We start from the raw sequence: 21,773 nt of genomic DNA, 5'->3' as shown, positions 1-21,773 counted from the left end.
ATCTTGACTCTTCCCTCAATTGCCACCGCCGTTGTGCAGTGGCAGGCCAGTCATGGCCGCAATCATTTGCCCTGGCAACAAACCCGCGACCCCTATCGCGTCTGGCTGTCTGAAATCATGCTGCAGCAGACTCAGGTCGCAACCGTGCTGGGCTATTACCAGCGTTTTCTGGATGCGTTTCCCGATGTGGCCAGCCTGGCGGCAGCACCGCAAGATGCCGTGCTGGCGCTGTGGAGCGGCCTGGGCTACTACAGCCGTGCGCGCAATTTGCATAAATGCGCGCAGATGGTGGTGGAGCAATGGGGCGGGGCGTTTCCGAAAACGGCTGAGGAGCTGGCGACGCTGCCGGGTATTGGCCGCTCCACCGCCAGTGCCATCTCGTCGTTTTGCTTTTCCGAGCGGGTGCCGATTCTGGATGCCAATGTGCGCCGCGTGCTGACGCGTGTGTTGGCGTTTGATGGTGACCTGGCGCAGTCCAGAAATGAAAAGCAGCTGTGGGAATACGCGCAGCTGCTTTGCCCGCATGACAATTTGCACGAGGCCATGCCGCGCTATACCCAGGGCATGATGGACTTGGGTGCCAGCGTTTGCACGCCCCGCAATCCGACTTGTCTGGTCTGTCCTTTGCAGACTGAATGCAGAGCGGCGCAAGCAGGCAACCCCGAGCGCTACCCCGTGCGCACACGCAAAGTCAAACGCAGTGCGGAGGCTTGGTGGCTGCTGCTGGCGATGGATGAGCAGGGACGTGTGCTGCTACACAAGCGACCTCAGGCCGGCATCTGGGCGGGGCTTTATAGCCCGCAAGTATTTGACAGCTATGAGAGCTTGAAGAGCGCTGCACAAGCGGCCTGGCCGCACAGCGAGGAAAAGAGCTGGCAAGAGTTGCCCGGCTTTTTGCATGTGCTGACGCATAAGGACTTGCACTTGCATCCAGTGCTGGTCCCTGTCCGGCAAGGGGCGGCTGCTCTGGCTTCTGAAGAGCAGCAAGCCTGCTGGGCCAATGCCCAGGAGTGGAGTGATCTGGGCTTGCCCGCGCCGGTGCGCAAGCTGCTGGATGCCGAGCTGGCTTGAGGCACATGGACCTGCGCACGAAAAAGGTGATGTCATGCATCACCTTTTTTGTTGGAGCATTTGCAGGATCTTTATAAAAAAAGGAGCTGATAGCGCTTGCTGTATATAAGTTTCCGATAGGAAACTATTGGAAATCATTGCAGGGAAAGCGCCCTGTGCTCCTGTTTATAAATGCTTTTATGAAGCTTGATATGCATTGATGCGATGGGCTAACGTTTTCAGAAGCGCAGCCTGGGCATGAGCATGGAGCAGCGCAAGCCCATCAAAGCCAGCCACGAGGCTTTGGCGTGAGGGCTGCTGCGCTGACTTTGCAGCCGTTTTCCAAGCGCAGTCACTTGCTCGCGCAATGCGTGTTGCGCAGATCGATCTCCCAGCCTCTGGGCCTGCAGCCACTGTTGCTGGAAGGACTGCGCACAGATCTGAGGGTGTTCATTGAGCAGATGCTGCGCTGAAAGCTGCAGCCAGGCCTGCACTTCTGGGGACAAGGAGGTGGGGGTCATGGCAGCTCCTTGGGTGTGGTGGTCTCGCGGGTCTTGCCTGCCGCCTCTCCTTCGCTGCGACCAAAGGCATACCAGTCCACATGGCGGGTGCAGATCATGACCAGGGCCAGCACGCCAAACAAAGCCAGAGAGCCAACGACCAGCGCGGTCTGCTCCAGCTGCAGCAGCACGTAAAGCAAGCCGTACAAGGCGGAGATGGCCAGAGTAAATGGCAGGCCGCGCTTGATGCTGCCCAGAATATGGCTGGCATAAAAGCCCAGCAGCGCAACGCAGCCGCTGGCGGCAATGGCGTAGGCCGTGGCAAAGCCCAGGTGTTCGGACAAGCTGATGAGCAGCAGAAAGAAACTACTCAGTGCAGAGCCGACCAGTAGGTATTGCACGGGGTGTACGCGCAGCTTTTTCAGCACTTCAAACAGGCCGACGGCCACAAAGGTCAGGATGACAAAAAGAATGCCGTATTTGGTGGCGCGCTCGCTCAGAGAGTAGATGTTGACGGGGTTGATGAACTCCGTGCTCATGGTCTCCAGGCAGGGGCCGCTGTCGTCATGGCCGCGCGCTGCAGAGATGGCATAGGCCTCGGCTCCATCGGAGCCGCCGCTTGGGCACAGGCGTTGCTGGCGGCTAAAGGCGGTGCTGGCCGAGGTGGCCAGAGAAGACAGCTCCCAGCTGGCGGTAAAACTGCTGTCTGTGATCTCGCGCCGGCTGGGCAGAAAGCTGCCGCCAAACGAGGGGTGGGGCCAGTCGCCCGTTAGCGTGACCTTGTTTTCGTTGGCGATGGGGCTGAAGGCAACTTGCTCGGTGCCCAGCAGTTGCAGCTTGAGCGTTAAATTGAGGGCTTCTCCTTTTTTGAGCAGACTGTTGACGACTTCGGCCTGTATACCTTTGTTGTAACGCTCCATCGGTGTTCCTGATTCGACACCCAGCTCTTGCCCATTGGCCAGCAGGCTTGCACTGCGGATGCCGCGCGGGTCGCTGAGCGCGAACGCGGCATAAACCTTTTTGCAGCGCACGACGGCATTGGGCTCGCTGGGTTTGGGCAGCTCTGCAAGCTGCTCTGCGTTGGTAAAGCTGGCGCTGATCTGGTCGTGCAGCATATAGGTGTTGATGTGGTGCAGTCCGCGAGACAGCTCTTGCATGCTGGCATTGGCGTCGTGATGGAGCGTATCGGGCAGCAGCATGCGCTGAAATTCACTCGTGCTGTATTCCACTTTTTTGCCGTTGAGGGTGCTGGTGGTTTCCGTGCAGTTCTGCACCAGCGCCGGCCCCATGAGCGTTTGCGCACCGGCCAGGCTGGAGACCACGTTTTGCACCGCGTAGTCGCGGTTGCGTATGCGGTCTTTCACAACGTCTTGAATCATGGACAGACCAGCCATCAGCAAGGCCAGAACGATTAGCAGTGAGACTGTCTTGAACAGCAGTCGGTTTTTCATGCGTGCTCCTGGATATGAAGTTCAGGGCGCAGTGTCTGCAGTGACTGTGTGCTGGGAATGAAGTGTGTGAAGTGAGTGTGAAGTGGTGGCCTCCAACACAAGAAAGCTTAAGTTTGAGGAGCAAAGTCCAGAGTCACAGCAAGGCCGGGATGCAGATTCTTCACCTGCATGGCACCTCCATGCAGGTGCATGATGCGGGTCACGATGGACAGCCCCAGTCCAGTGCCGCTGCGCTGACCGTTGGGTCTGGGGGTTGTGAAAAAGCGCTCTCCCAGGCGGGCCAGCAGGGCCTCGGCAACCCCGGGGCCTTGGTCGCTGACGGTGATACGGTGCGGGGCAAGTTCCAGAGAAATCACGCTGCCATCGGGTGAAAAATCCAGTGCGTTCTGCAGCAGGTTGCTGATGGCCAGCGTGACCAGTCCGGCCTCCCAGGGGCCGGTGCTGTCGCTGCCGTGAAGGTGGATGCGAATGCTGCGCTGCTCGGCATGGCTTTGCAACGCTGCAGTAGCCCGCCGGGCACATTCAAGCAGGCTGCAGTGCTGGCTGGTGTCCAGTTGCTGACGCTGCTCAAGACGGCTGAGCTGCAGCAGTTGATCAATCAGGTTTTGCAGGCGCAGGCTTTGCTCGACCACCTGGTTGGCAAACATGAGGCGATCTTGCGGCGGCAGCTCTTCCTGCAGCAACTCGCCAGCGCCCCGGATGGCGGCCACCGGGCTTTTGAGTTCATGGGTCAGGGCGCGAACATAGCCCTCGATATAGTCACGCCCTTCCAGGCGCTTGCGCATCTTGTCCATGGCCTGGGCAAGCTCTCCCAGCTCTCCGGGCATATCGGGCACGGGCGCTGGTGGCATGGCTTGCACAGGGTGGGCGGCCTCGTGGAGTGTGGGCGCCTGTACTTGCAGCGCATAGTTGCGCAGCCGGCGAACATGGATGACAAACCATAAGGTGATGGCGCAGCCCACGCCTGCGGAGAGGAGCACAAACAACAGGCCGCCGCGCAAAATTTTCTGCTCAGCGCCATCCACAATCTTTTGTACCGAGCTGGCGGGCTTGGATGTGGTCAGCACCCCGGCAATCTGGCCGTTCACCATGATGGGGGCCGAGACATACATGACGCTGCTGGACTCGTCTTCCTTGACGGCACGGGTGGTTCGGGCGCCATATTCGCCGCGCAGCGTCAGATAGACATCGCGCCAGCGCGAGTAATCGGCACCTTCATCCTTGCCCTGAGAGTCGAACAACACCATGCCTCTGGCATCGGTCACGGTGATGCGCAGATCGAGTGTGGTCTTGCGGGAGTCCCAGATCCAGGCCTGTATCGGCTTTTGCGTGTAGTTCTGTAGCTGCTTGGCAAACGCACTGTTGGAGCCAGGCTGGAGCAGGCCTTGTTCCATGTCTGCGCTGACCAGTGTGGCGAGTGCGTAAGAGGTTTCGACCAGCGTGTCTTCGGTCACCTTGCGCACGCTGGGCTTGATCTCCACCATGAAGACCCGCAGCACAAAAAAGGCGGCCAGACCGTTGATGAGGAAAAAGGCAAAAAACAGTCGCAGGCCCAGGCGCATGGCAGCTATCGAGGTGGGGTCAGGCTGTAGCCCAAGCCGCGGTGGGTGATGATGATGTCTTGATCGGGCAGGTGTTCGCGCAACTTGGCGCGCAAGGTTTTGATGTGGGTGTCCACCGTGCGGTCGGTGCTTTCGTTGTTCAAGCCCCAGACCTGCTCGAGCAGCGTGTCGCGGCTCAGGATGCGGCCGTCTGCATTGGCCAGGCTTTGCAGCAACTGGTATTCACGCCGAGTCAAATCCAGCGCCAGGTTGTGAATCAGTGCACGCTGTCCTTGCTCATCTATTTGAAGTGCCTGCGCAGGCGGGGTAAGGGCTGCAGGCTGAAATTGCCTTGAACGGCGCAGCAAGGCTCGGGTGCGAGCCAGCAGCTCGCGCGGGCTGAAGGGCTTGCTCAAGTAGTCGTCGGCACCCAGCTCAAGTCCCAATACCTTGTCCATCTCCTCCCCTCGGGCGCTGAGCACAAGAATGGGAGCGATGTCGCCTGAAGAGCGCAACTCGCGGCACCAGTCCAGGCCGTTGCCGTCGGGCAGGCCCACATCCATGAGCAGCGTATCAAAGGCCCTTTTGCTCCATTGCTGGCGGGCATCGTAAATCAGCAGGCAGTGGGTTACCGCAATGCCGTCGCGTTCAAGGGCATAGCAGATGGTGCGGGCAATGGCAGGGTCATCTTCAAGCAGTAGCACATGCGGTGCCGAGGAGCTAAAGCCGGGCATGGCTGAGGTCTTCAGTGAGGCGCTTGAGCAGAGTCAGTGCCGAAAAACTGCTGCGATATCTGCATGAACTTGCCACGAAAATCCAGCGAGCGATGACGGCGCACGGTAGGCCACTGCTTCTCAAAGTGTTTGGCCAGGGCTTCGGTCAGGTAAACGGAGCGATGCTGCCCGCCCGTGCAGCCAATGCCCACGGTGACATAGCTGCGATGGTCTTTTGCCAGCAGCGGCAGCCAGCGCTCGAGAAAATGCTGAATGTCCTGCTGCATTTGTTGCACTTCAGGCAGGTGCTGCAGGTAATCAATCACAGGCTGATCCAACCCCGTCAGTGCGCGCAAGTCTTTCTCGTAGTGCGGGTTTGGCAGCATGCGCACATCGAAGATGTAGTCCGAGTCTGCGGGAATGCTGTGCTTGAAGCCAAAGGACTGGAACAGCAGCGTCATCTGACCTGCAGGGGCCTGAATGACCTGCTTGATATAGCTTTGCAGCTGGGAGGATTTGAGATCGCTGGTATCGATGATGGTGGAGCGCTCGCGCAAGCTGCTCAGCAGCTCGCGTTCTTTCTCGATATCCTGGACTAAGGCCTGACGCTCATTGGTTTGCGCGCCGGGCGACAGGGGGTGGCGTCTGCGTGTTTCGGAAAAGCGGCGCACCAGAGTGCCTGTGCCAGCGTCCAGAAAAATCATGCGGGGTTTCAGCCCCAGTGCATCCAAGCGCTCCAGTTGTTCAGGCAACTGAGGCAGTCCCTTGGCGCTGCGTGCATCCATGGCAATAGCGACCTTGGCGTCTTGCTGCGCGTACTTGAGTTCGACAAAAGATTGAAGCAGCTCAGGCGGCAGATTGTCCACGCAGTAGTAGCCTGCATCCTCCAGCGCATGCAGCGCAACGGACTTGCCCGACCCGGACATGCCGCTGATCAGAACAATCTCCATAGACATGATTCACACTCCCCTGACTTTGCTGCTGCTTTTGCGCGCCGTAGCCGCTGGCTTGTCGCCGCGGACTTTGCTGGCCGAAGGCTGCACGATGGTGTCTGCAGCCGGCTGTTGTGATGACGATCTTGCCATGCTCAGCATTTCTCTGGCATGAGCCATGGTTGCTTCGGATAAATGCTCTCCCCCCAACATGCGAGCCATCTCCATCTCGCGCTCTTCGCCCGTTAGCGGATCCACGCTGCTGATGGTGGTGTTGGACTTTGGACGCTTGGTGACGCGGTAATGCTGATCGGCATAGGCGGCTACCTGGGGCAGGTGGGTGACGGCCAGCACCTGGCGCGAGTGACCCAGGGAGTGCATGAGACGGCCCACTGTTTCGGCAACGGCACCACCCACGCCTGAATCCACTTCGTCAAAGATCAACGTCTCGGCCTGGCCGAGTTCGCTGGTGGTCACGGCAATGGCCAGCGAGATGCGCGAAAGCTCGCCGCCCGATGCCACCTTGGCAATAGGTTTTGGGGTGGCGCCGGTGTGGCCTGCGACCAGAAAGGTAATGCTGTCCGAGCCCGCAGGGCTGGCGATTTCGGCTTGTTCCAACTGTACTTCAAAGCGCCCCCCCTTCATGCCCAGGGTCTGCATGGACTGAGTGATGGCTCGCGACAGGCGCGGTGCAGCAAGAGCACGTTGCTGAGAAATCTGGCGTGCTTCGAGCAGATATTTCTGATGCGCAGCCTGTTCAGTTGCGCGTAAGCCATCGACATCGACGGCGGCGTCTAGCTGACGCAGCTCTTGCTTCCAGCCTTCGAGCAAGGCAGGTAACTCCTCGGGGGTACGCTTGTAGCGGCGTGCCAATTGCATCCACAGTGACAGGCGCTCGTCCAGATCGGCCAGCAGCTCGGGATCCAGATCGGCACGGCGCAAATAGGCCTGCAGGGAGTGACGAGCATCGTGCAGCTGAGCGACGCAGGAACCCAGCACATCGGCAATGTTCTGAAACTGAGGCTCCAGATGCTCTTGATCTTGTAGCAAGTGGTGCGCTCTGCCTAAAGGGTTGGCTGCACCTGAGTCATCATCTTCCAGTAATTGCAAACAGGTCTGGGCAGAGTCCATCAAGGTTTGCGCGTGAGAGAGCCGGGTGTGTTGTGCGTTGAGCTCATCCCACTCATCAGCGCGTGGGGAGAGCTTTTCCAGCTCGGAGATCTGCCATTGAAGGCGCTCACGCTCGCGCTGCAGATTGTCTTGGGCTGCCAGCGCCTGCTCCAGCGTCTGGTGGCTTTGACGCCAGCTTTGCCACAGAGCCTTGAGTGCTGCAGTGTCAATACCGCCATAGGTGTCCAGCATGGCACGCGCAGCATCCGGACGGGTCAGGCTTTGCCAGGCATGCTGACCATGAATGTCTATGAGCTGCTCGCCTAGATGGCGCAGCTGCGTGGCTGTGGCGGGAGAGCCGTTGATCCATGCCCGGCTGCGGCCTTGACTGTCTATAACGCGGCGCAGCAGCAGGTCAGGCTCTTGCGAAAAGCCTGCTTCTTCCAGCCAGGGGCGTAAATCAGTCGGGCAATCAAATGCCGCGCAGATATCGGCTTGGCTGCAGCCCTCGCGCACGACCTGAGCATCGGCTCGTGCACCGAGGACCAGTTGCAGCGCGTCTAGCATGATGGATTTTCCGGCACCGGTTTCGCCAGTCAGAACGGTAAATCCAGACTGCCAGTCCAGATCCAGTGCTTGAACAATGACAAAGTCCTGCAAGACGATGCGCTTCAAAGCCATGTTCAGACGCCTCCCTCGTTCCAGCCCAGTTTTTTGCGCAGGGTGGCGTAGTAGTTCCAGCCTTTGGGGTGCAAAAAGTGCACGCTGTGGTCTGCGCGTTTGACCAGAATGCGATCGCCATGCTGCAAGGAGGCCAGAGATTGCATGTCAAAGTTGGCACTGGCATCGCCTCGCCCACCCACGACCTCAATCGTCACTTCCTGAGAGTCGGACAGAACAATGGGGCGGTTGGAGAGATTGTGTGGGGCAATCGGAACAATGACCCAGGCGGGAATGGATGGGTGAAGCATGGGGCCTCCAGCTGAAAGCGCGTATGCTGTCGAGCCTGTAGGCGAAGCCACAATGAGGCCGTCGGCGCGCTGGTTGGAGACGAAGCGCCCACCGACTTCAATGCGAAGCTCTACCATGCCAGAGGTTGAGCCACGGTTCACAACGACATCGTTCATGGCTTGTGCTTCGAATACACATTGCCCTTCACGCATGACTCGTGCGTGCATGAGAGGACGCTCATCCTCCTCATATTCGCCGTGCAGAATGGGCGTGATGGACGCTTCAAACTCTTCTAGGGCAATATCGGTCACAAAGCCCAGGCGGCCCTGGTTGATACCCACTAGGGGCGTGCCATAGCGAGCCAGATGGCGACACACGCCTAACATAGTGCCGTCCCCGCCTAGGACTAGACCCAAGTCGCAATGTCTGCCCAGGCCGTCTACATCCATGCTCGGGTAGTCGCTCATGCCGGAATTAAGAGCGGACTGGGTATCCAGAATCACCTCACAACCCTGGCTGCGCACATAGTCCGCAATCCTTCGAAGTGCCGTGCTGGCAGCTTCGGATGGCGCGCCTGCGGCGGGTGTGTGGTACTTGCCGATCAAGGCAATATGGTGGAACGTGGATGTCATCTTGGAAATTACATCATTAAAATCAAATCATGCTCGACGAACGTGCCAAGTTATTGCTCAAAGCGCTGATCGAACGTTACATCGCTGATGGTCAACCAGTCGGATCGCGCACTCTTTCACGTGCCTCGGGTCTTGAATTGTCGCCTGCCACCATCCGTAATGTGATGGCCGACCTGGAAGAAATGGGGCTCATCATCAGTCCTCACACATCGGCAGGACGTGTCCCGACCGCCAGAGGGTATCGACTGTTTGTCGACACCATGCTGACTGTGGAACGGTCCGACCTTGTAACGCCCGGTCTGATGCCTGAACAGCCGCAAAAGGTCATTGCCAATGCGGCGAATCTGCTGTCCAACCTCTCCCAGTTTGTGGGCGTGGTCATGGTGCCGCGGCGCAGCTCGGTCTTCAAACATATTGAGTTTGTGCGCCTGTCTGAGCGCCGCTTTCTGGTCATCATCGTCTCGCCAGAAGGAGATGTGCAAAACCGCGTAATTTTTACGGATGTGGATTACCAGTCTTCTCAGTTGCTCGAAGCCTCTAATTTCCTCAATCATCATTACGCTGGTTTGACGATGGAAGAGGTGCGTACGAGACTGCAGGGCGAAGTCGAGCAATTGCGTGGAGAGGTCGCGGCACTTATGCAGGCTGCGGTTAATGTAGGCACAGAAGTCATGAGCAGCCACGACCAGGAGGATGTGGTGATCGCGGGTGAGCGCAACCTGCTGTCAGTCAGTGATTTCTCCAGCGACATGGGCAATCTGCGGCGGGCCTTTGATCTTTTTGAGCAAAAAACGCAGATTCTGCGATTGCTCGATTTCTCTAATCAGGCTGATGGTGTGCGCATCTATATCGGTGGAGAGAGCCAGACCGTGCCGTTCGAAGATCTGTCTGTGGTGAGCGCTCCCTATGAGCTCGATGGCAAGGTGGTTGGGACCTTGGGGGTGATAGGGCCCACACGCATGCACTACGACAAGATGATTCAGATTGTGGATATCACATCCAAACTGGTGAGCAATGCCTTGAGCCACAAGCGTTAGGCCCTACAATAGCGAAGTTTTTCTGGTGGCGGCCACGGCTGTTGTCAGTGTTGGGGCGTTAGCTCAGTTGGTTAGAGCAGAGGACTCATAATCCTTTGGTCGACAGTTCAAGTCTGTCACGCCCTACCAAAATACATTGAAAGCCTGCTGTCTTGTAGATAGCAGGCTTTTTCTTTGGATGCAGTGAAAAAATTGCCAGATTTGATCTGTAGGCCGTTTTTACGCTGCTAGAATACAACCCTGTTGCGGCTGTAGCTCAGCTGGATAGAGTACTTGGCTACGAACCAAGGGGTCGTGGGTTCGATTCCTGCCAGCCGCACCAAAAAACGTCAAACCTCAGAACTGAAAAGTTCTGAGGTTTTTTCGTATCTGGAGGGTGGAAGTGCTCTCAGGCCTTGGGAATCAGCAAGGTAAAGCTACTGCCTTGGCCTAGCTGGCTCTGGATCAGCAGGCGGCCTCCATGGCGTTGAGCCACGGTGCGCGTGAAGGTCAGGCCCAGGCCAACGCCATCAATGCGCTGGTGCTGTTGAAGTCGCTCAAAGGGCTGGCTGAGTCTGGCGAGGGAGTCTTCATCCATGCCGGGGCCGTGATCACGCACGGCAATGCCCCAATGCTTGCCCTGATCGGTGATGCTGACTTCGACCGTGGTGTGTGCGTCAGAGTCTTGTGGCTTGCCGTATTTGATGGCGTTGGTCAGCAGGTTGATGACAGCGCGATGCAGCAGGCCAGGGTCTCCGCGTACAGATGCTTCGGCTTCTGGCAATTCAAACATCAGATCGACGTTTTGTTGCTGGGCTTGTGTCCAGCAGTCCGAGACTGCCTGATCGGCTAGCAGCCCCAGCTCCAGCATTTCGCTGCGGTAGTGTTGCTGCTGGGCGCGAGCCAGGTGCACGAAGTCGTCGGCCAGTTGTAGCGAAGATTGGGCGTAGCTTTCAATGCGTGCAAACAGCAATTCTTCGGACTCGATGCGCTTGCTGGTTTGCTGCATCTCCAGCAGGGTGATGATGGAGCCGATTGGCGAGCGAATATCGTGCGAGATGAACTGCATGGCCTGATCACGCTGGGCTTGTGCGCTGCGCAGGTCGCTGATATCGATCAGGGTAATCAGCCAGCCCGAAGTGGGTGGGGCCTCGAAGGCCTGGCTTAGCAGCATCAGATAGCGCCCCTGTGTGTCACGCCCTTCGCTTTGCTGGGGCAAGCGCGCTTGCTGCAAGGCGGCGCGGGTGAGCAGCGGAGCACTGCTGGCTGGCAGGTTCGCTGAGCGGTAGTCGTGACTGGTGGCGTTGCTCAGCCCGCTTAGCAACTGCACCAGGTCATCGCCTTGCTGAAGGTTTTCGCCCAGGCTTTGTATGTAGCGATGAGCGGCGGTATTGGCGAGAAGCAGATATCCATCGCGGTCGCAGACAAAGGTGGCCGAGGGCAGCTGGCGCAGGCTTTCGCTGACGAAGTGATGCAGGGCGCGAAGTTGGCGAGAGGCGTGCTCTACGGCAGCAATGCGCTGATCAAGGGCATCGTTTTTGAATGAGAGGGCTGGCAGGCCCTGGCCTTGCAAATCTTGTAGCTCCAGCGCCAGAAAGCGCGTGGCAGCGCGCAGTCGCAGCCAGCTCCACAAAGGGTAGGCAAGCGACAAGCCCAGCAGCGCCGCTGCCGGGGCGGTTTGTATATGGCCCCAGCGTGGTGCCAGGCCGGCTGCCAGCAGGCATAGTAAGGCCAGCAAGCCGCTTGCCAGTAAGCCGCCCGAGGGGCCAAACCAGGCCAGAGCCAGTAGGCCCAGCAACACTGGCAGCAGGTTGAGAGCACGATTGAGCAGGGGCGCGGCCGGCTTCAGGTGCGTGTCCTGCAAAATCCCGTTGAGCACATGGCCCTGCATCTCCACGTTGGAGATCAGGCGCGCATCCAGGCCAATGGGGGCGGTGAATTTTTCGCCCAGTCCGGCGGCAGTGGCACCGATCAGCACATATTTGCCGCGAAACGTGGCGGCTGGAATATCGCCGCGCAGCACGTCAATGTAGGAGTACGTGGTGAAAGGCGGCTGATAGCCTTTGCGGCGATCTTGCGCCGCTGATGCAAAGGTGACGATCTGAGGGTTGTGGCGCTGCCATGTGGAGGAGGCGGTGGCGGGCAGCGCTTCCGCAGATACCGGCTTTTGCTGGCAGGCAAGACGGGTTTCGCCAATGCAGTGAAGGCTTAGCGCCATATGCCACCAAAGCTCATCTGCCGTGCCTTCCTGAGCGTAGAAGCGCCGCACCATTCCGTTGGCATCCACGGGCATCTGGGTGTGGCCTAGCGCTGCGGCGGCCTTGGTGAGCTCTTGCAAAGGCAGGGTGACACTGCCCTGGGCCGAGCGCGTGACGGGCAGCACCACCTTGCCGCTTTTTTGCAGAGCACTTTGCAGCAGCAGGTCGTCTTCGGGGTAGTCCCAGTCTTCTTCGCTGAAGACGATGTCCATGCCTATGGCGCGCGGCTGGCCTTGAGCGATGTGGTCAATCACGGCGGCATGCAGTGCACGGCGCCATGGCCAGCGGCCAATGCTGCTGATGCTGTCGTCATCGACGGCGACGATGATGATCTCGGGGGAGGCTGGGCGCTGGTGTAGCCAGGCCGAGGTGTCCTGAATGATGCCGTTGACCCGGGCCAGTTGCTGGCTGCCGCTGAGCCACCAGGTCATGCCAAGCAAGAAAGCACTGAGTAGCAGCCAGCTCAGACGCAGGTCTTGCAAACGGCTTTTGCGGGGGCCAGGAGCTTCCTGCATGGAGTCAGGCTAGGAGGTTGCTTATAAAACCATAGCTGATAGCGCTTTTGCTGCAATGGTTTGATGATTGAATCAATCTGAAGTTCATTGCAGATGGGCGCATGCAGCTATTGTTTTTACTGGCGCATGAGGCGTGAGCCATCACCGGAAGTCAGTGGCTGCCCTTCGGCAGAAGTGACCCAGTTGCCGGTCTGAAACTGCCGTGCGGCAGAGAAATTGCTGCGCAGGCCGTTGGCATCTTCGACCTGCATCTGCAGGTAGTAAGACCCTGCAGGCAAGTCCTGCGTGCTCCATTGCGGCTGCGTCACCCAGGTGTCGACCATGGGTGCGGCAAAGCCCGGTTCGCTGGCGACGACGATGTGGTAGCGCATTCCCTCTTCGCCTTGCCAGCGGATATTGCGGCTGCCTTCACCGGGGCTGCCACCCATTTGCAGCTCTGGGGATTGAGGCGCTTGCGCCAGCTTCAGCGTCTGGGGCGCGGCAAAGGGGCCGGCGTCGGGCTGCCCATTGTTCAAAGTGCGAATACTGCCCACGCGCCACTGATAGGAGCCGGCGGGCAGCTTGGCCAGAGTACTGGCTGGCAGGGCGCAGTCCTTGAGGTCGCTGGCATCGATGACAGGCTGGGCAAAGTTGCCATCAGCCGCGCTGACCTGAATGCGATAGGCAGAAGCCTCTGCCACCTTGGTGCATTGCAGGCCGTGCTGGCCCAGGCCGATGGTGGCGCCGGGCTCGGGGGACTCGTACAGCGGCGGCACGGGATGGGCTTTGACACGCAGCGCATGAAAGCTGCGTTTGCCGGGAATGCCGTTGGCATCCATGGCACGAATGGCAGCAATGTAGTCGCCATCGTCCACGCCCGTAAGCCGAGCGGGCGATTGTGTGAAAAGGCCGCTACGCACGATCTGGGTCAAATCCTTGTCGTGAGCAATCACTACTTGATAGCGCACGGCCCCTTTCATGACGGGCAGGGGCAGGCTGACCCAGTTGGCATCTTCGGCAACTGCAGGCCAGGCTGACACATCGGGCGCGTCCAGCATGGGCGTGGGCTTGCCCAGAGAGCCGTTAGCTGCAACTGCCAGGCCCTGACCGGGCTTGAGCAAGGCCGAGGGCTGACCGGCCTGTACGGCCACAGAACCCTCATCTACGGCCGCAGCCGTCTGGCCCTGGCGGTCGGTCAGCACCAGAAATTGTGTGCCGCGAACACTGGTCGAAGCCGCCAGAGTGCGGATTTCAAAGCGACGCTCGCCATGAGGCTGATTGCTGGACTGTCTGGGTACGGAGGCCTCTACCGATCCTTCTCGCAAGTCCAGCACGGACTGCAGACTACCGGCACGGCCCTTGCGGCGCATTTGGCGCAGTTCCACATCGGATTCGGACTGTACACGCACCAGCGAGCCATCAGCCAGGCGCACGGAGACAAAGGCATTGGCGGGAACCTTGAGCGCATCGCCCTCTTGCAGCTGCTGACCTTTTTGTACGGGCTCGGGCGTGGCATCGGCGGAGTCCGCCAGGTGATCCAGAGAACGGGTGCGGCGCACATCACCTTGCACAAACTCTACGGAGGCGGCGGCAGCGCGCAAGAGGCGCGCGGGGATTTCCAGCACCGATCCGGGGCGCAGGCGGAAGGGGTCATCCACCTTGTTATGGCTTTGCAGTGCGGTCCAGCGCGAGCGGTCGCCCAGGTAGCGAGCGGCCAGCACTTCCAGTGTGTCGCCAGTGACAACGCGGTGTGCAATGACATCGCTGCCGCGTGGCGCGATCTGGGCGTGGGACAGGGATGCCATGGTCAACCCGGCAGCCATGACCCAGACCACGCGGGAGCCAAGCGAGGGCGGCGTGTTGGGGGCGGGGTGGCGGAATTGACGTGAAATAGGCATTTTGTGAAGACTGGGTATGGCTGTTTAGCTATGAAAAATCAAGTGCTTTGCGGGTCTGAAGGGTCTGCGGTTTCTGGTGCGTCGAGTCGGTAGCCATAGCCGTAGACGGCCGAGATGGCATAGGGCTGACCCGCCCGCAGGTTCAGCAGATTGCGCAGGCGTGAGACATGGGTGTCCAGTGAGCGCGACTGCACTTCGGCGTTATGACCCCAGACGACCTCACGCAGATGGTCGCGCGAGAGCAGGCGACCCCGGTTCTGAAACAAGGTCAGTGCCAGCGTGTATTCGCGGTGGGTCACTTCCACGGGCTTGCCGTCGATCTCAATGCCATTGGTGGCCGTGATGAAGCGATAGGGGCCGAAGTTCAGCACGCTTTGCGAGGCCAGAGGATAGGCGCGGCGCAGCAGTGCAGAGATACGGGCGCGCAATTCGCCTGCCCGGATGGGCTTGATCATGAAATCATCGGCGCCGCTGGCCAGGCCTTCCACAATGTCGGCTTCTTCACTGCGGTGGGTCACAAAGATGATGGGGACATCCTTGCTGACCTGCGCACGTACCCAGCGCACGACGTCTGGCCCGTTGGTGTCGGGCAGCTCCCAGTCGATGAGCAAAAGGTCGAAGCTCTCGCGTCGCAACTCCTGCTGCAGCGTCGCACCTTTGAGAAACGTGTGGCAGCTGTGTCCAGCGTCTGTTGCGACTTCACGCAGCAATTCCAGTTGCAGAGGATCATCATCCAAGGCGGCAATACGCATTCATCATTCCTTTAGCGCTAAGGATTGCATGGGTGCTGCCTGTTGCCTGAGGGCGCGCAGGCAGCTCTCTCTACATTGATAGAGAGCAGTTTATTGCTCTGCGGCTTCCCGCAACTGTTCCAGAGCCTGGATGACCTGCTCGTCGCTGACGCCTTCCACGGTTTGCAGGCGGGGCTTGAGTGCCTCCAGGGCCTTTGCACCTTCGCGCTGCAGCTGGCCAATGCTTTGACCGGCTTCTTTGGGGGCTGTAAAGCCTTGGCTTTGCAGCAGCAACTGGCCGTCGGCGGCCACCAGCTTGAAGTAGAACTGGCCATCGGCTTCGCGGTATTGCTTGAATTGGGGCAAAGCTGCCTTGGCCACCTTGGCCTTGGCTTGGCTGGCCTGGGCCAGGTTGCGAATACCCACGGCGCTGCGCAGTTGTTGCAGCAGCGGAGTAGCCAGCTTGCGTGCCTTGACGGCACCGGCCTGCAAAATTGCTTCCAGCTCTGCGGGGTGGGCAATCAGGTATTCGTAGCGCTCACGCATGGGGGCGATTTCGCGGTCGATGCGCTCGAACAGCATCTGCTTGGCGTCACCCCAGGCAATCCCTTGGGCATACAGCTTGCGAAGGGCAGCGGTTTCCTCTTCGCTGGCAAAGCCTTGATAGATCTGGAACAAGGCCGAGCCTTCGACTTCCTTGGGCTCGCCAGGTGCACGCGAGTCGGTGGTAATGCTGTTGATGAGCTTTTTGAGCTGTTCGCGGGGTGCAAACAGCGGAATAGTGTTGTTGTAGCTCTTGCTCATCTTGCGGCCGTCAAGGCCGGGCAAGGTGGCAACGGACTCTTCCACCACGGCTTCGGGCAGGGCGAAGTATTCGCCGCCATAAATGTGGTTGAAGCTGGAGGCCATGTCGCGTGCCATTTCCAGGTGCTGCACCTGGTCGCGGCCCACGGGAACCTTGTTGGCGTTGAAGATCAGGATGTCGGCGCCCATCAGCACGGGGTACATGAACAGTCCTGCAGTCACGCCGTCATCCGGCTCGGTGCCCGAGGCATTGTTCTTATCCACAGCGGCCTTGTAGGCATGGGCGCGGTTGAGCAGGCCCTTGCCGGTCACGCAGGTCAGAAACCAGGTCAGTTCGGGAATCTCGGGAATGTCCGATTGGCGGTAGAAGGTAACGTGCTCGGGATCCAGCCCAGCGGCCAGCCAGCTGGCGGCAATCTCGATGGTGGAGCGCTGAACGCGCTCGGGGTCTTGGCACTTGATGAGTGCGTGGTAGTCGGCCAGGAAGTAGAAGTTTTCTACGCCCTTGTCGCGGCTGGCTTCGATGGCCGGGCGCATCATGCCTGCGTAATTGCCCAGGTGAGGGGTGCCGCTGGGGGTGATGCCGGTCAGAAAACGGGTGGTGCTCATAGGAATCAACAACAAATATCAGTAGCAGACCAAGGACGCGCCATCAGCGCAGCAAGGCCATGAAGGGATAAAGAATCAGGTCAATGGCGGAGTAGCCCAGGCTCATCAGAGGGCGCAGCCAGTAGGTGCCGACAATGCCGGCAATGACGAGTGCCATGACGATGAAGAAGCCATAAGGCTCGACACGAGCGACCTGTTGCGCCTGCTTCCAGGGCAGCAGGCCCACCAGAATGCGGCCGCCGTCCAGCGGCGGCAGCGGAAAGAGGTTGAAGGCCCACATCACCAAGTTGACCATGATGCCGGCGCGGCACATTTCCAGAAAGAAGCGCTCGTGCACACCGGTGCCCACCAGCAAGATCAGGATCAGGCCCCAGAAAATGGCTTGTACAAAGTTGGAGGCCGGCCCTGCCAGCGCCACCCAAATCATGTCGCGCTTGGGGTTGCGCAGATGGCCAAAGTTCACGGGAACGGGCTTGGCATAGCCGAACAAAAAGGCTCCCGATGTGGCGAAGTACAGCAGCAAAGGCATCAATATGGTGCCAATGGGATCGATGTGCTTGATGGGGTTGAGCGTGATGCGACCCATCATGGCTGCGGTGTTGTCGCCAAAGTGGCGCGCAGCATAGCCGTGTGCCGCCTCATGGACAGTGATGGCGAAAAGCACAGGCAGTGCGTAGATCAGTACGGTTTGTATGAGTTCAGTAAATTCCACGCGCTGATTGTCTCAGACACAGCGTCTTACCGCTGTCATGTTCATGGGCAAGACATTGGCAATGGCAGAAATACGGGTGGCACATAGTTGCGCAATCAAGCAAATGTTGCAAAATGCAACGTCTTTGCGAATGCTCTGCTTTGAAAGCGCAGATTGGCGGGCAGGCTTGCGCAAGTCGATGAAATCAAAAGATAACAAAATGTTCAGCAGGGTTGAGCAAGGGGACCAATATGACGGTGAGCAATCGACTGGTGATTGCATTTGTCAGCATCAGCGTGTTTGTGCTGGCATTGATGGGGATTGCCTGGTCGGCAATGACGGATGTGCTGGCGGCGCTTAAAACGGGCTCGCTGAGCACTCAGCAGGGGCAGGCGCTGCTGAGCGAGGTGGAGCTATCGCGCTGGTGGTTGCTGGGCTTGGGGTGCTGGATTTGTATTTCCTGCGCCTGGTCCTGGGTCAGCTTGCGTCGCCGCATTGTGGCCCCCTTGCAGGAAGCCATTTTGATTGCGGAGACCGTGGCTTCGGGGGATTTGAGCAAGGAGTTTTCCTCCAATGCCGAGGGTGAGTTTGGCCGCCTGCTGACGGCACTGAGCACCATGGAAGACACGCTGACCGAGCTGGTGGGGCGCATCAAACAGTCCACGGATTCTCTGGCGGTATCGGCTTACGAAATTGATGCCGGCAACTCCAACCTCTCAAGCCGTACCGAGCAGCAGGTCAGCGCACTGACCGAGACGGCGGCCAGCATGGAGCAGCTCACGGTGACGGTGCGCCAGAACGCGGAGCGGGCCCATTCAGCCAGTTCTCTGGCGGTGACGGCATCGGCCACGGCAGGGCGTGGTGGTGAAGTGGTGGATCAGGTGGTACACACCATGGATGCCATCAGCGGCAGCTCGCGCAAGATCGTTGACATCATTCAGGTGATTGAAGGCATTGCCTTTCAGACCAATATCCTGGCCCTCAATGCGGCGGTGGAGGCGGCGCGTGCCGGTGAGCAAGGCCGGGGCTTTGCCGTGGTGGCCAGCGAGGTGCGCTCATTGGCCCAGCGCAGTGCCGAAGCGGCCAAGCAAATCAAAGAGCTGATTACGGCAAGCGTGGCCCAGGTTGAAAGCGGCTCGGGCCTGGTGGAGCAAGCGGGCAGCACCATGAAAGACATCATGCAGTCCGTGGGGCAGGTTACCGGGCTTCTGGGCGAAATTTCCGGGGCACTGCAGCAGCAAAGCGAGGGCATTGCCCATGTGAATACTGCGGTAGCGCATATGGACAGCACCAATCAGGAGAACGCAGCGCTGGTCATGCAGGCATCGCAAGCAGCAGCCGCGTTGAATGCGCGCACACAGGATTTGCAGCAGGCCGTTGGGGCTTTCAAACTCGATGACGAGCCGATGCCTGCATTGGCGCCTGTTGGCATGGCGGCTCCGCGCACCAGACTGTCCGTGCCGGCTCAGGGAGCGCGCGCCCGTGAACTGGTTTACGAAGAGGTCGTTTGAGCTAGGCTTGCTTGTACAGGTAGTTGTAAGCCGCTAAAGCGGTAAAGCTCAGATGTAGAGCACAGGAGATGGCAAGCATCAGGCGGCGCTTGCTCAGAGAGTCTTCGGCTTCTGCGTACAGGCCGGGTGACACATGAAATGCTTTGCCACGGGCATAAGCCTGAATGTTCCAGGAGGTCCAGGCAGTAGCGATGGCATAGACCACCCAGAGCTGAGAGGGCCTCCAGAACATGGCAGCGACAGCCAGTGACCAGACCAGCAGTGCTGCGATGAGCTTGGGCCAGTGGAGCTGTACGAAGTCGGGTGCAGGAAGTGGTTGCATACCGGACTCTGTTATTCCGCCTGAAGGCCTATGTCTTCCAGACTGCCCAGTCCCTGACGTACTACGGTCGGCGGGTTGTTCAGCGCCATAGGGGTCAGGTCCAGCACAGTGGTTGGCTCCTGAGGGCAGGCTCCTGAGTCGACCACGGCATCAAGCTCATGGGGGAAGTGTTCGAGGATGGCATCCACATCATTGAGCGGGTCGCTTTCTCCAGGCGGAATCAGCGTGGTCGCCAGCAGAGGCTCGCCCAATTCTTCCAGCAACAGCTGCAGACCTTTGCGATCAGGGACACGCAAGCCAATGGTTTTGCGTGAAGGGTGGCTCAGGCGCTTGGGAACTTCCTTGCTGGCTTCCAGAATAAACGTGTAGGGGCCGGGTGTTGCCAGTTTGAGCAGGCGGTATTGGCGGTTGTCCACGCGGGCGTAATTGGCCAGCTCCGACAGGTCGCGACACAACAGTGTGAGGTGGTGCTTGTCGTTGATCTGACGGATGCGGCGCAGGCGATCGACGGCATGCTTGTCATCAAGGTGGCAGACCAGTGCATAACTGGAGTCGGTGGGAACGGCAAAGATCGCGCCTTTGCGCAGCATCTCTGCCGCCTGCTTGAGGATGCGTGGCTGAGGGTTTTCTGGATAGACTTCAAAGACGGTGGTCATGGGACTTTTCTCCGTGATTCATGCGCGCTGTATACGGTCCTGCAACAGTTCCCAGACAGGCGTGAGCTGGCTGGACAGATATGGCAACTGCCCCAGGTCAATCTGTGACTCGGCAGGACTGTGGAAGTCACTACCCCGCGATGCCGCAAGCCCAAATTCAAGGGCTATATCGCCATAGGTCCCATATTCATGGGGGCGGTGGCTGCCGGTAATGACTTCCACGCCTTGCCCGCCCAGCTCTTTGAACTGGGAAAACAGGGCGTACTCCTCGTTCTTGCTCAGTTCGTAGCGTGCCGGGTGAGCAATCACCGCAACCCCGCCTGCATCCACAATCCAGCGCACGGCGTCTTGCAAACTGGCCCAGACATGGGAGACATAGCCTGGCTTGCCTTCGGTCAGGTAGCGTTTGAAGACGTCGTAGGTGTCTTTGCAGACACCGCTTTCCACCAAAAAGCGGGCGAAGTGGGTGCGTGATATCAGTGCGGGGTTGCCGGCATGGCGCAGCGCGCCTTCATAGGCGCCGGGAATGCCTGCCTGCTCCAGCAGGCGGGCCATCTCGCGGGCGCGCGGTTCGCGGCCATTGCGGGTTTCATGCAGGCCCTGCTTCAGAGCAGCGTTGTCGGCATCAAAACCCAGTCCGACGATGTGAACGCCACTACCTGCAAAGCTGACGGAAATTTCGGTGCCCGTCAGATAGTCCAGTCCAGCTGCTTTGGCAGCCGCTGCTGCACGTGTCTGACCTCCGACCTCATCATGATCCGTCAACGCCCATAGTTCGACACTCCGCTCGACTGCGCGTTGTGCGAGCTGCTCGGGAGTCAGGGTGCCGTCGGAGATGACGGAGTGGCAATGCAGGTCTGCGTTCAGATAGGTTTGGGGCACGACTCATTGTAGGCGGCTCGTCTAGGAATAGCAGCAGAGACATCGCTCTGTAAGAAACACAAAACTAAACTTCGCGGTCAAGTTACCGATAAGCTGAATGTCATCAGCTGAGTGGAAAAGGCTGAAGAGGCCCTTGCAGCGTGGTGCAAAGCCGAGGGTGTGGAGAGAGGCGAAGGAATATGAATCAATTTTCGGTGTCGCAAAAGCTATGGTGTCTGGTGGTCGGGCTCTTGCTTGGCTTGCTGATGGTGCTGGGAGGCAGTCTTGCTTATCTGGATCGCGTGTACGTCCAGGTCGCAACCGAAGCCACCCGCGCACAGGATGCGGTGACTCTTGCCAATATGTGGCGCAACCTGACAGAGAAAAGTCTGGATCACACCATTGTTGCGGCGACAGCCAGCGACTCTGCCTTGATCACACAGCAGCAGCAATTGCTGGCGAATAGCCAGAACCAGATTGCCGAGGTGCAAAAAAAATTACAGGCAGTTGCGACTGATGCAGCCTCTTTGCAGGCGTTGGATGTGATTGCTCAGCAGCGCAGCCAAACCTTGCAAAGCAATGCCGCTGTACAGGCCGCCATTGATGCGGACAATCACGAAGGAGCGCTGGAGCTGGTTGAAAAACAGTTGCGCCCGCATGCACAAAGCTATATCGCCGCCCAGCAGCAGTTTGTGGAGTTGCAGGACCGCATTCGCTTGCAAGCCATGGCAGATGGAGAGGCCATGCAGTCCCGGGCCTACTGGATCATTGGCGTGGTCAGTGCGGTGATTGTGTTGCTGAGCATCATGGCTGCCATGTGGATCTTGCGCACCATCACAGCTCCTTTGCAGGAAGCGGTTTCTTTGGCTGACAAGATCGCTGCAGGCGATTTGACGGCGGCTGTCAGTGACAACCGCCAGGACGAGCTGGGGCATTTGCTCCGTTCGCTGAACACCATGGCAGAGCGCCTGCGCACCGTGGTTGGTCAGGTGCGCTCGGGCGTGGAATCGGTGTCTTCGGCCTCCGGCCAGATCGCCACAGG

General features: G+C 59.1%; 19 protein-coding genes and 2 tRNA genes. 6 read left to right on the top strand and 15 right to left on the bottom strand.

The features are described 5' to 3' along the window. The first annotated feature begins 3 nt into the window (after positions 1-3). Entirely contained in the window at positions 4-1,071 is a 1,068-nt protein-coding gene (mutY, locus tag AC2I9W_RS07200; protein WP_486409325.1) for an A/G-specific adenine glycosylase, read from the top strand. A gap of 218 nt (positions 1,072-1,289) precedes the next feature. Here mutY and AC2I9W_RS07195 read toward each other — a convergent pair whose 3' ends face one another. The 7 genes from AC2I9W_RS07195 to AC2I9W_RS07165 form a co-directional block, all read right to left on the bottom strand. Then, positions 1,290-1,571: a hypothetical protein gene (locus tag AC2I9W_RS07195; RefSeq protein WP_486409324.1), complete on the bottom strand. Its 282-nt coding sequence runs from the start codon at positions 1,569-1,571 to the stop codon at positions 1,290-1,292. Continuing rightward, on the bottom strand, positions 1,568-3,001 hold the full coding sequence (gene creD, locus AC2I9W_RS07190; RefSeq protein ID WP_486409323.1) for a cell envelope integrity protein CreD: 1,434 nt from the start codon (positions 2,999-3,001) through the stop codon (positions 1,568-1,570). The genes AC2I9W_RS07195 and creD overlap by 4 nt, the downstream gene beginning before the upstream one ends. A 107-nt stretch (positions 3,002-3,108) precedes the next feature. Continuing rightward, on the bottom strand, positions 3,109-4,563 hold the full coding sequence (gene creC / locus AC2I9W_RS07185; RefSeq protein WP_486409322.1) for a two-component system sensor histidine kinase CreC: 1,455 nt from the start codon (positions 4,561-4,563) through the stop codon (positions 3,109-3,111). Positions 4,564-4,568: 5 nt separating this feature from the next. Further along, entirely contained in the window at positions 4,569-5,276 is a 708-nt protein-coding gene (locus tag AC2I9W_RS07180) for a winged helix-turn-helix domain-containing protein (RefSeq protein ID WP_486409321.1), read from the bottom strand. Between the two features lie 11 nt (positions 5,277-5,287). Further along, positions 5,288-6,211, bottom strand: a complete 924-nt coding sequence (gene rapZ, locus AC2I9W_RS07175) for an RNase adapter RapZ (RefSeq protein WP_486409320.1) — start codon at positions 6,209-6,211, stop codon at positions 5,288-5,290. 3 nt (positions 6,212-6,214) lie between these two features. Beyond that, a complete protein-coding gene (gene recN, locus AC2I9W_RS07170) occupies positions 6,215-7,978 on the bottom strand; it encodes a DNA repair protein RecN (protein ID WP_486409319.1) in 1,764 nt (587 codons plus the stop codon). A 2-nt stretch (positions 7,979-7,980) separates the two neighbouring features. Then, entirely contained in the window at positions 7,981-8,880 is a 900-nt protein-coding gene (locus AC2I9W_RS07165) for an NAD kinase (protein ID WP_486409318.1), read from the bottom strand. 29 nt (positions 8,881-8,909) lie between these two features. On the opposite strand from AC2I9W_RS07165, the gene hrcA reads away from it, so the two are divergent. From hrcA to AC2I9W_RS07150, 3 genes are all read left to right on the top strand, one after another. Beyond that, a complete protein-coding gene (gene hrcA / locus AC2I9W_RS07160) occupies positions 8,910-9,917 on the top strand; it encodes a heat-inducible transcriptional repressor HrcA (RefSeq protein WP_486409317.1) in 1,008 nt (335 codons plus the stop codon). A 52-nt stretch (positions 9,918-9,969) separates the two neighbouring features. After that, a tRNA-Ile gene (locus tag AC2I9W_RS07155) sits at positions 9,970-10,046 on the top strand. 116 nt (positions 10,047-10,162) lie between these two features. Beyond that, positions 10,163-10,239, top strand: a tRNA-Arg gene (locus tag AC2I9W_RS07150). Between the two features lie 66 nt (positions 10,240-10,305). On the opposite strand, the gene AC2I9W_RS07145 is transcribed toward AC2I9W_RS07150, so the two are convergent. The 5 genes from AC2I9W_RS07145 to AC2I9W_RS07125 form a co-directional block, all read right to left on the bottom strand. Next, positions 10,306-12,669, bottom strand: a complete 2,364-nt coding sequence (locus AC2I9W_RS07145) for a CHASE2 domain-containing protein (RefSeq protein WP_486409316.1) — start codon at positions 12,667-12,669, stop codon at positions 10,306-10,308. 116 nt (positions 12,670-12,785) lie between these two features. Further along, positions 12,786-14,471 carry a FecR family protein gene (locus AC2I9W_RS07140; protein WP_486409583.1) on the bottom strand — a complete coding sequence of 562 codons (1,686 nt, stop codon included), beginning with the start codon at positions 14,469-14,471 and terminating at the stop codon, positions 12,786-12,788. A 113-nt stretch (positions 14,472-14,584) separates the two neighbouring features. Further along, entirely contained in the window at positions 14,585-15,298 is a 714-nt protein-coding gene (locus AC2I9W_RS07135) for a response regulator transcription factor (RefSeq protein ID WP_486409315.1), read from the bottom strand. A gap of 90 nt (positions 15,299-15,388) precedes the next feature. Then, entirely contained in the window at positions 15,389-16,690 is a 1,302-nt protein-coding gene (locus AC2I9W_RS07130; protein ID WP_486409314.1) for a tryptophan--tRNA ligase, read from the bottom strand. A 43-nt stretch (positions 16,691-16,733) separates the two neighbouring features. Beyond that, positions 16,734-17,402, bottom strand: coding sequence for a site-2 protease family protein (locus AC2I9W_RS07125; RefSeq protein ID WP_486409313.1), 669 nt, complete (start codon positions 17,400-17,402; stop codon positions 16,734-16,736). 230 nt (positions 17,403-17,632) lie between these two features. Here AC2I9W_RS07125 and AC2I9W_RS07120 point away from each other — a divergent pair, with 230 nt between their 5' ends. Further along, a complete protein-coding gene (locus tag AC2I9W_RS07120; RefSeq protein WP_486409312.1) occupies positions 17,633-18,892 on the top strand; it encodes a methyl-accepting chemotaxis protein in 1,260 nt (419 codons plus the stop codon). A gap of 1 nt (position 18,893) precedes the next feature. Here the strand turns inward: AC2I9W_RS07120 and AC2I9W_RS07115 are convergent, their stop codons facing one another. The 3 genes from AC2I9W_RS07115 to AC2I9W_RS07105 are packed head-to-tail and all read right to left on the bottom strand — an operon-like array spanning position 18,894 to position 20,752. Beyond that, positions 18,894-19,214 (bottom strand): hypothetical protein, encoded by a 321-nt coding sequence (locus AC2I9W_RS07115; protein WP_486409311.1) that lies wholly within the window; start codon positions 19,212-19,214, stop codon positions 18,894-18,896. Between the two features lie 11 nt (positions 19,215-19,225). Further along, positions 19,226-19,870 carry an L-threonylcarbamoyladenylate synthase gene (locus AC2I9W_RS07110; RefSeq protein ID WP_486409310.1) on the bottom strand — a complete coding sequence of 215 codons (645 nt, stop codon included), beginning with the start codon at positions 19,868-19,870 and terminating at the stop codon, positions 19,226-19,228. Between the two features lie 18 nt (positions 19,871-19,888). Then, entirely contained in the window at positions 19,889-20,752 is an 864-nt protein-coding gene (locus AC2I9W_RS07105) for a 3',5'-nucleoside bisphosphate phosphatase (protein WP_486409309.1), read from the bottom strand. 179 nt (positions 20,753-20,931) lie between these two features. Between AC2I9W_RS07105 and AC2I9W_RS07100 the strand changes: the two genes are divergently transcribed. After that, positions 20,932-21,773: HAMP domain-containing protein (locus AC2I9W_RS07100; protein ID WP_486409308.1), on the top strand; the 842-nt coding region annotated here is incomplete at its 3' end.

The organism is Comamonas sp. FUJ_7, assembly GCF_057369555.1.
This window is presented reverse-complemented; position numbering and strand designations above follow the sequence as displayed.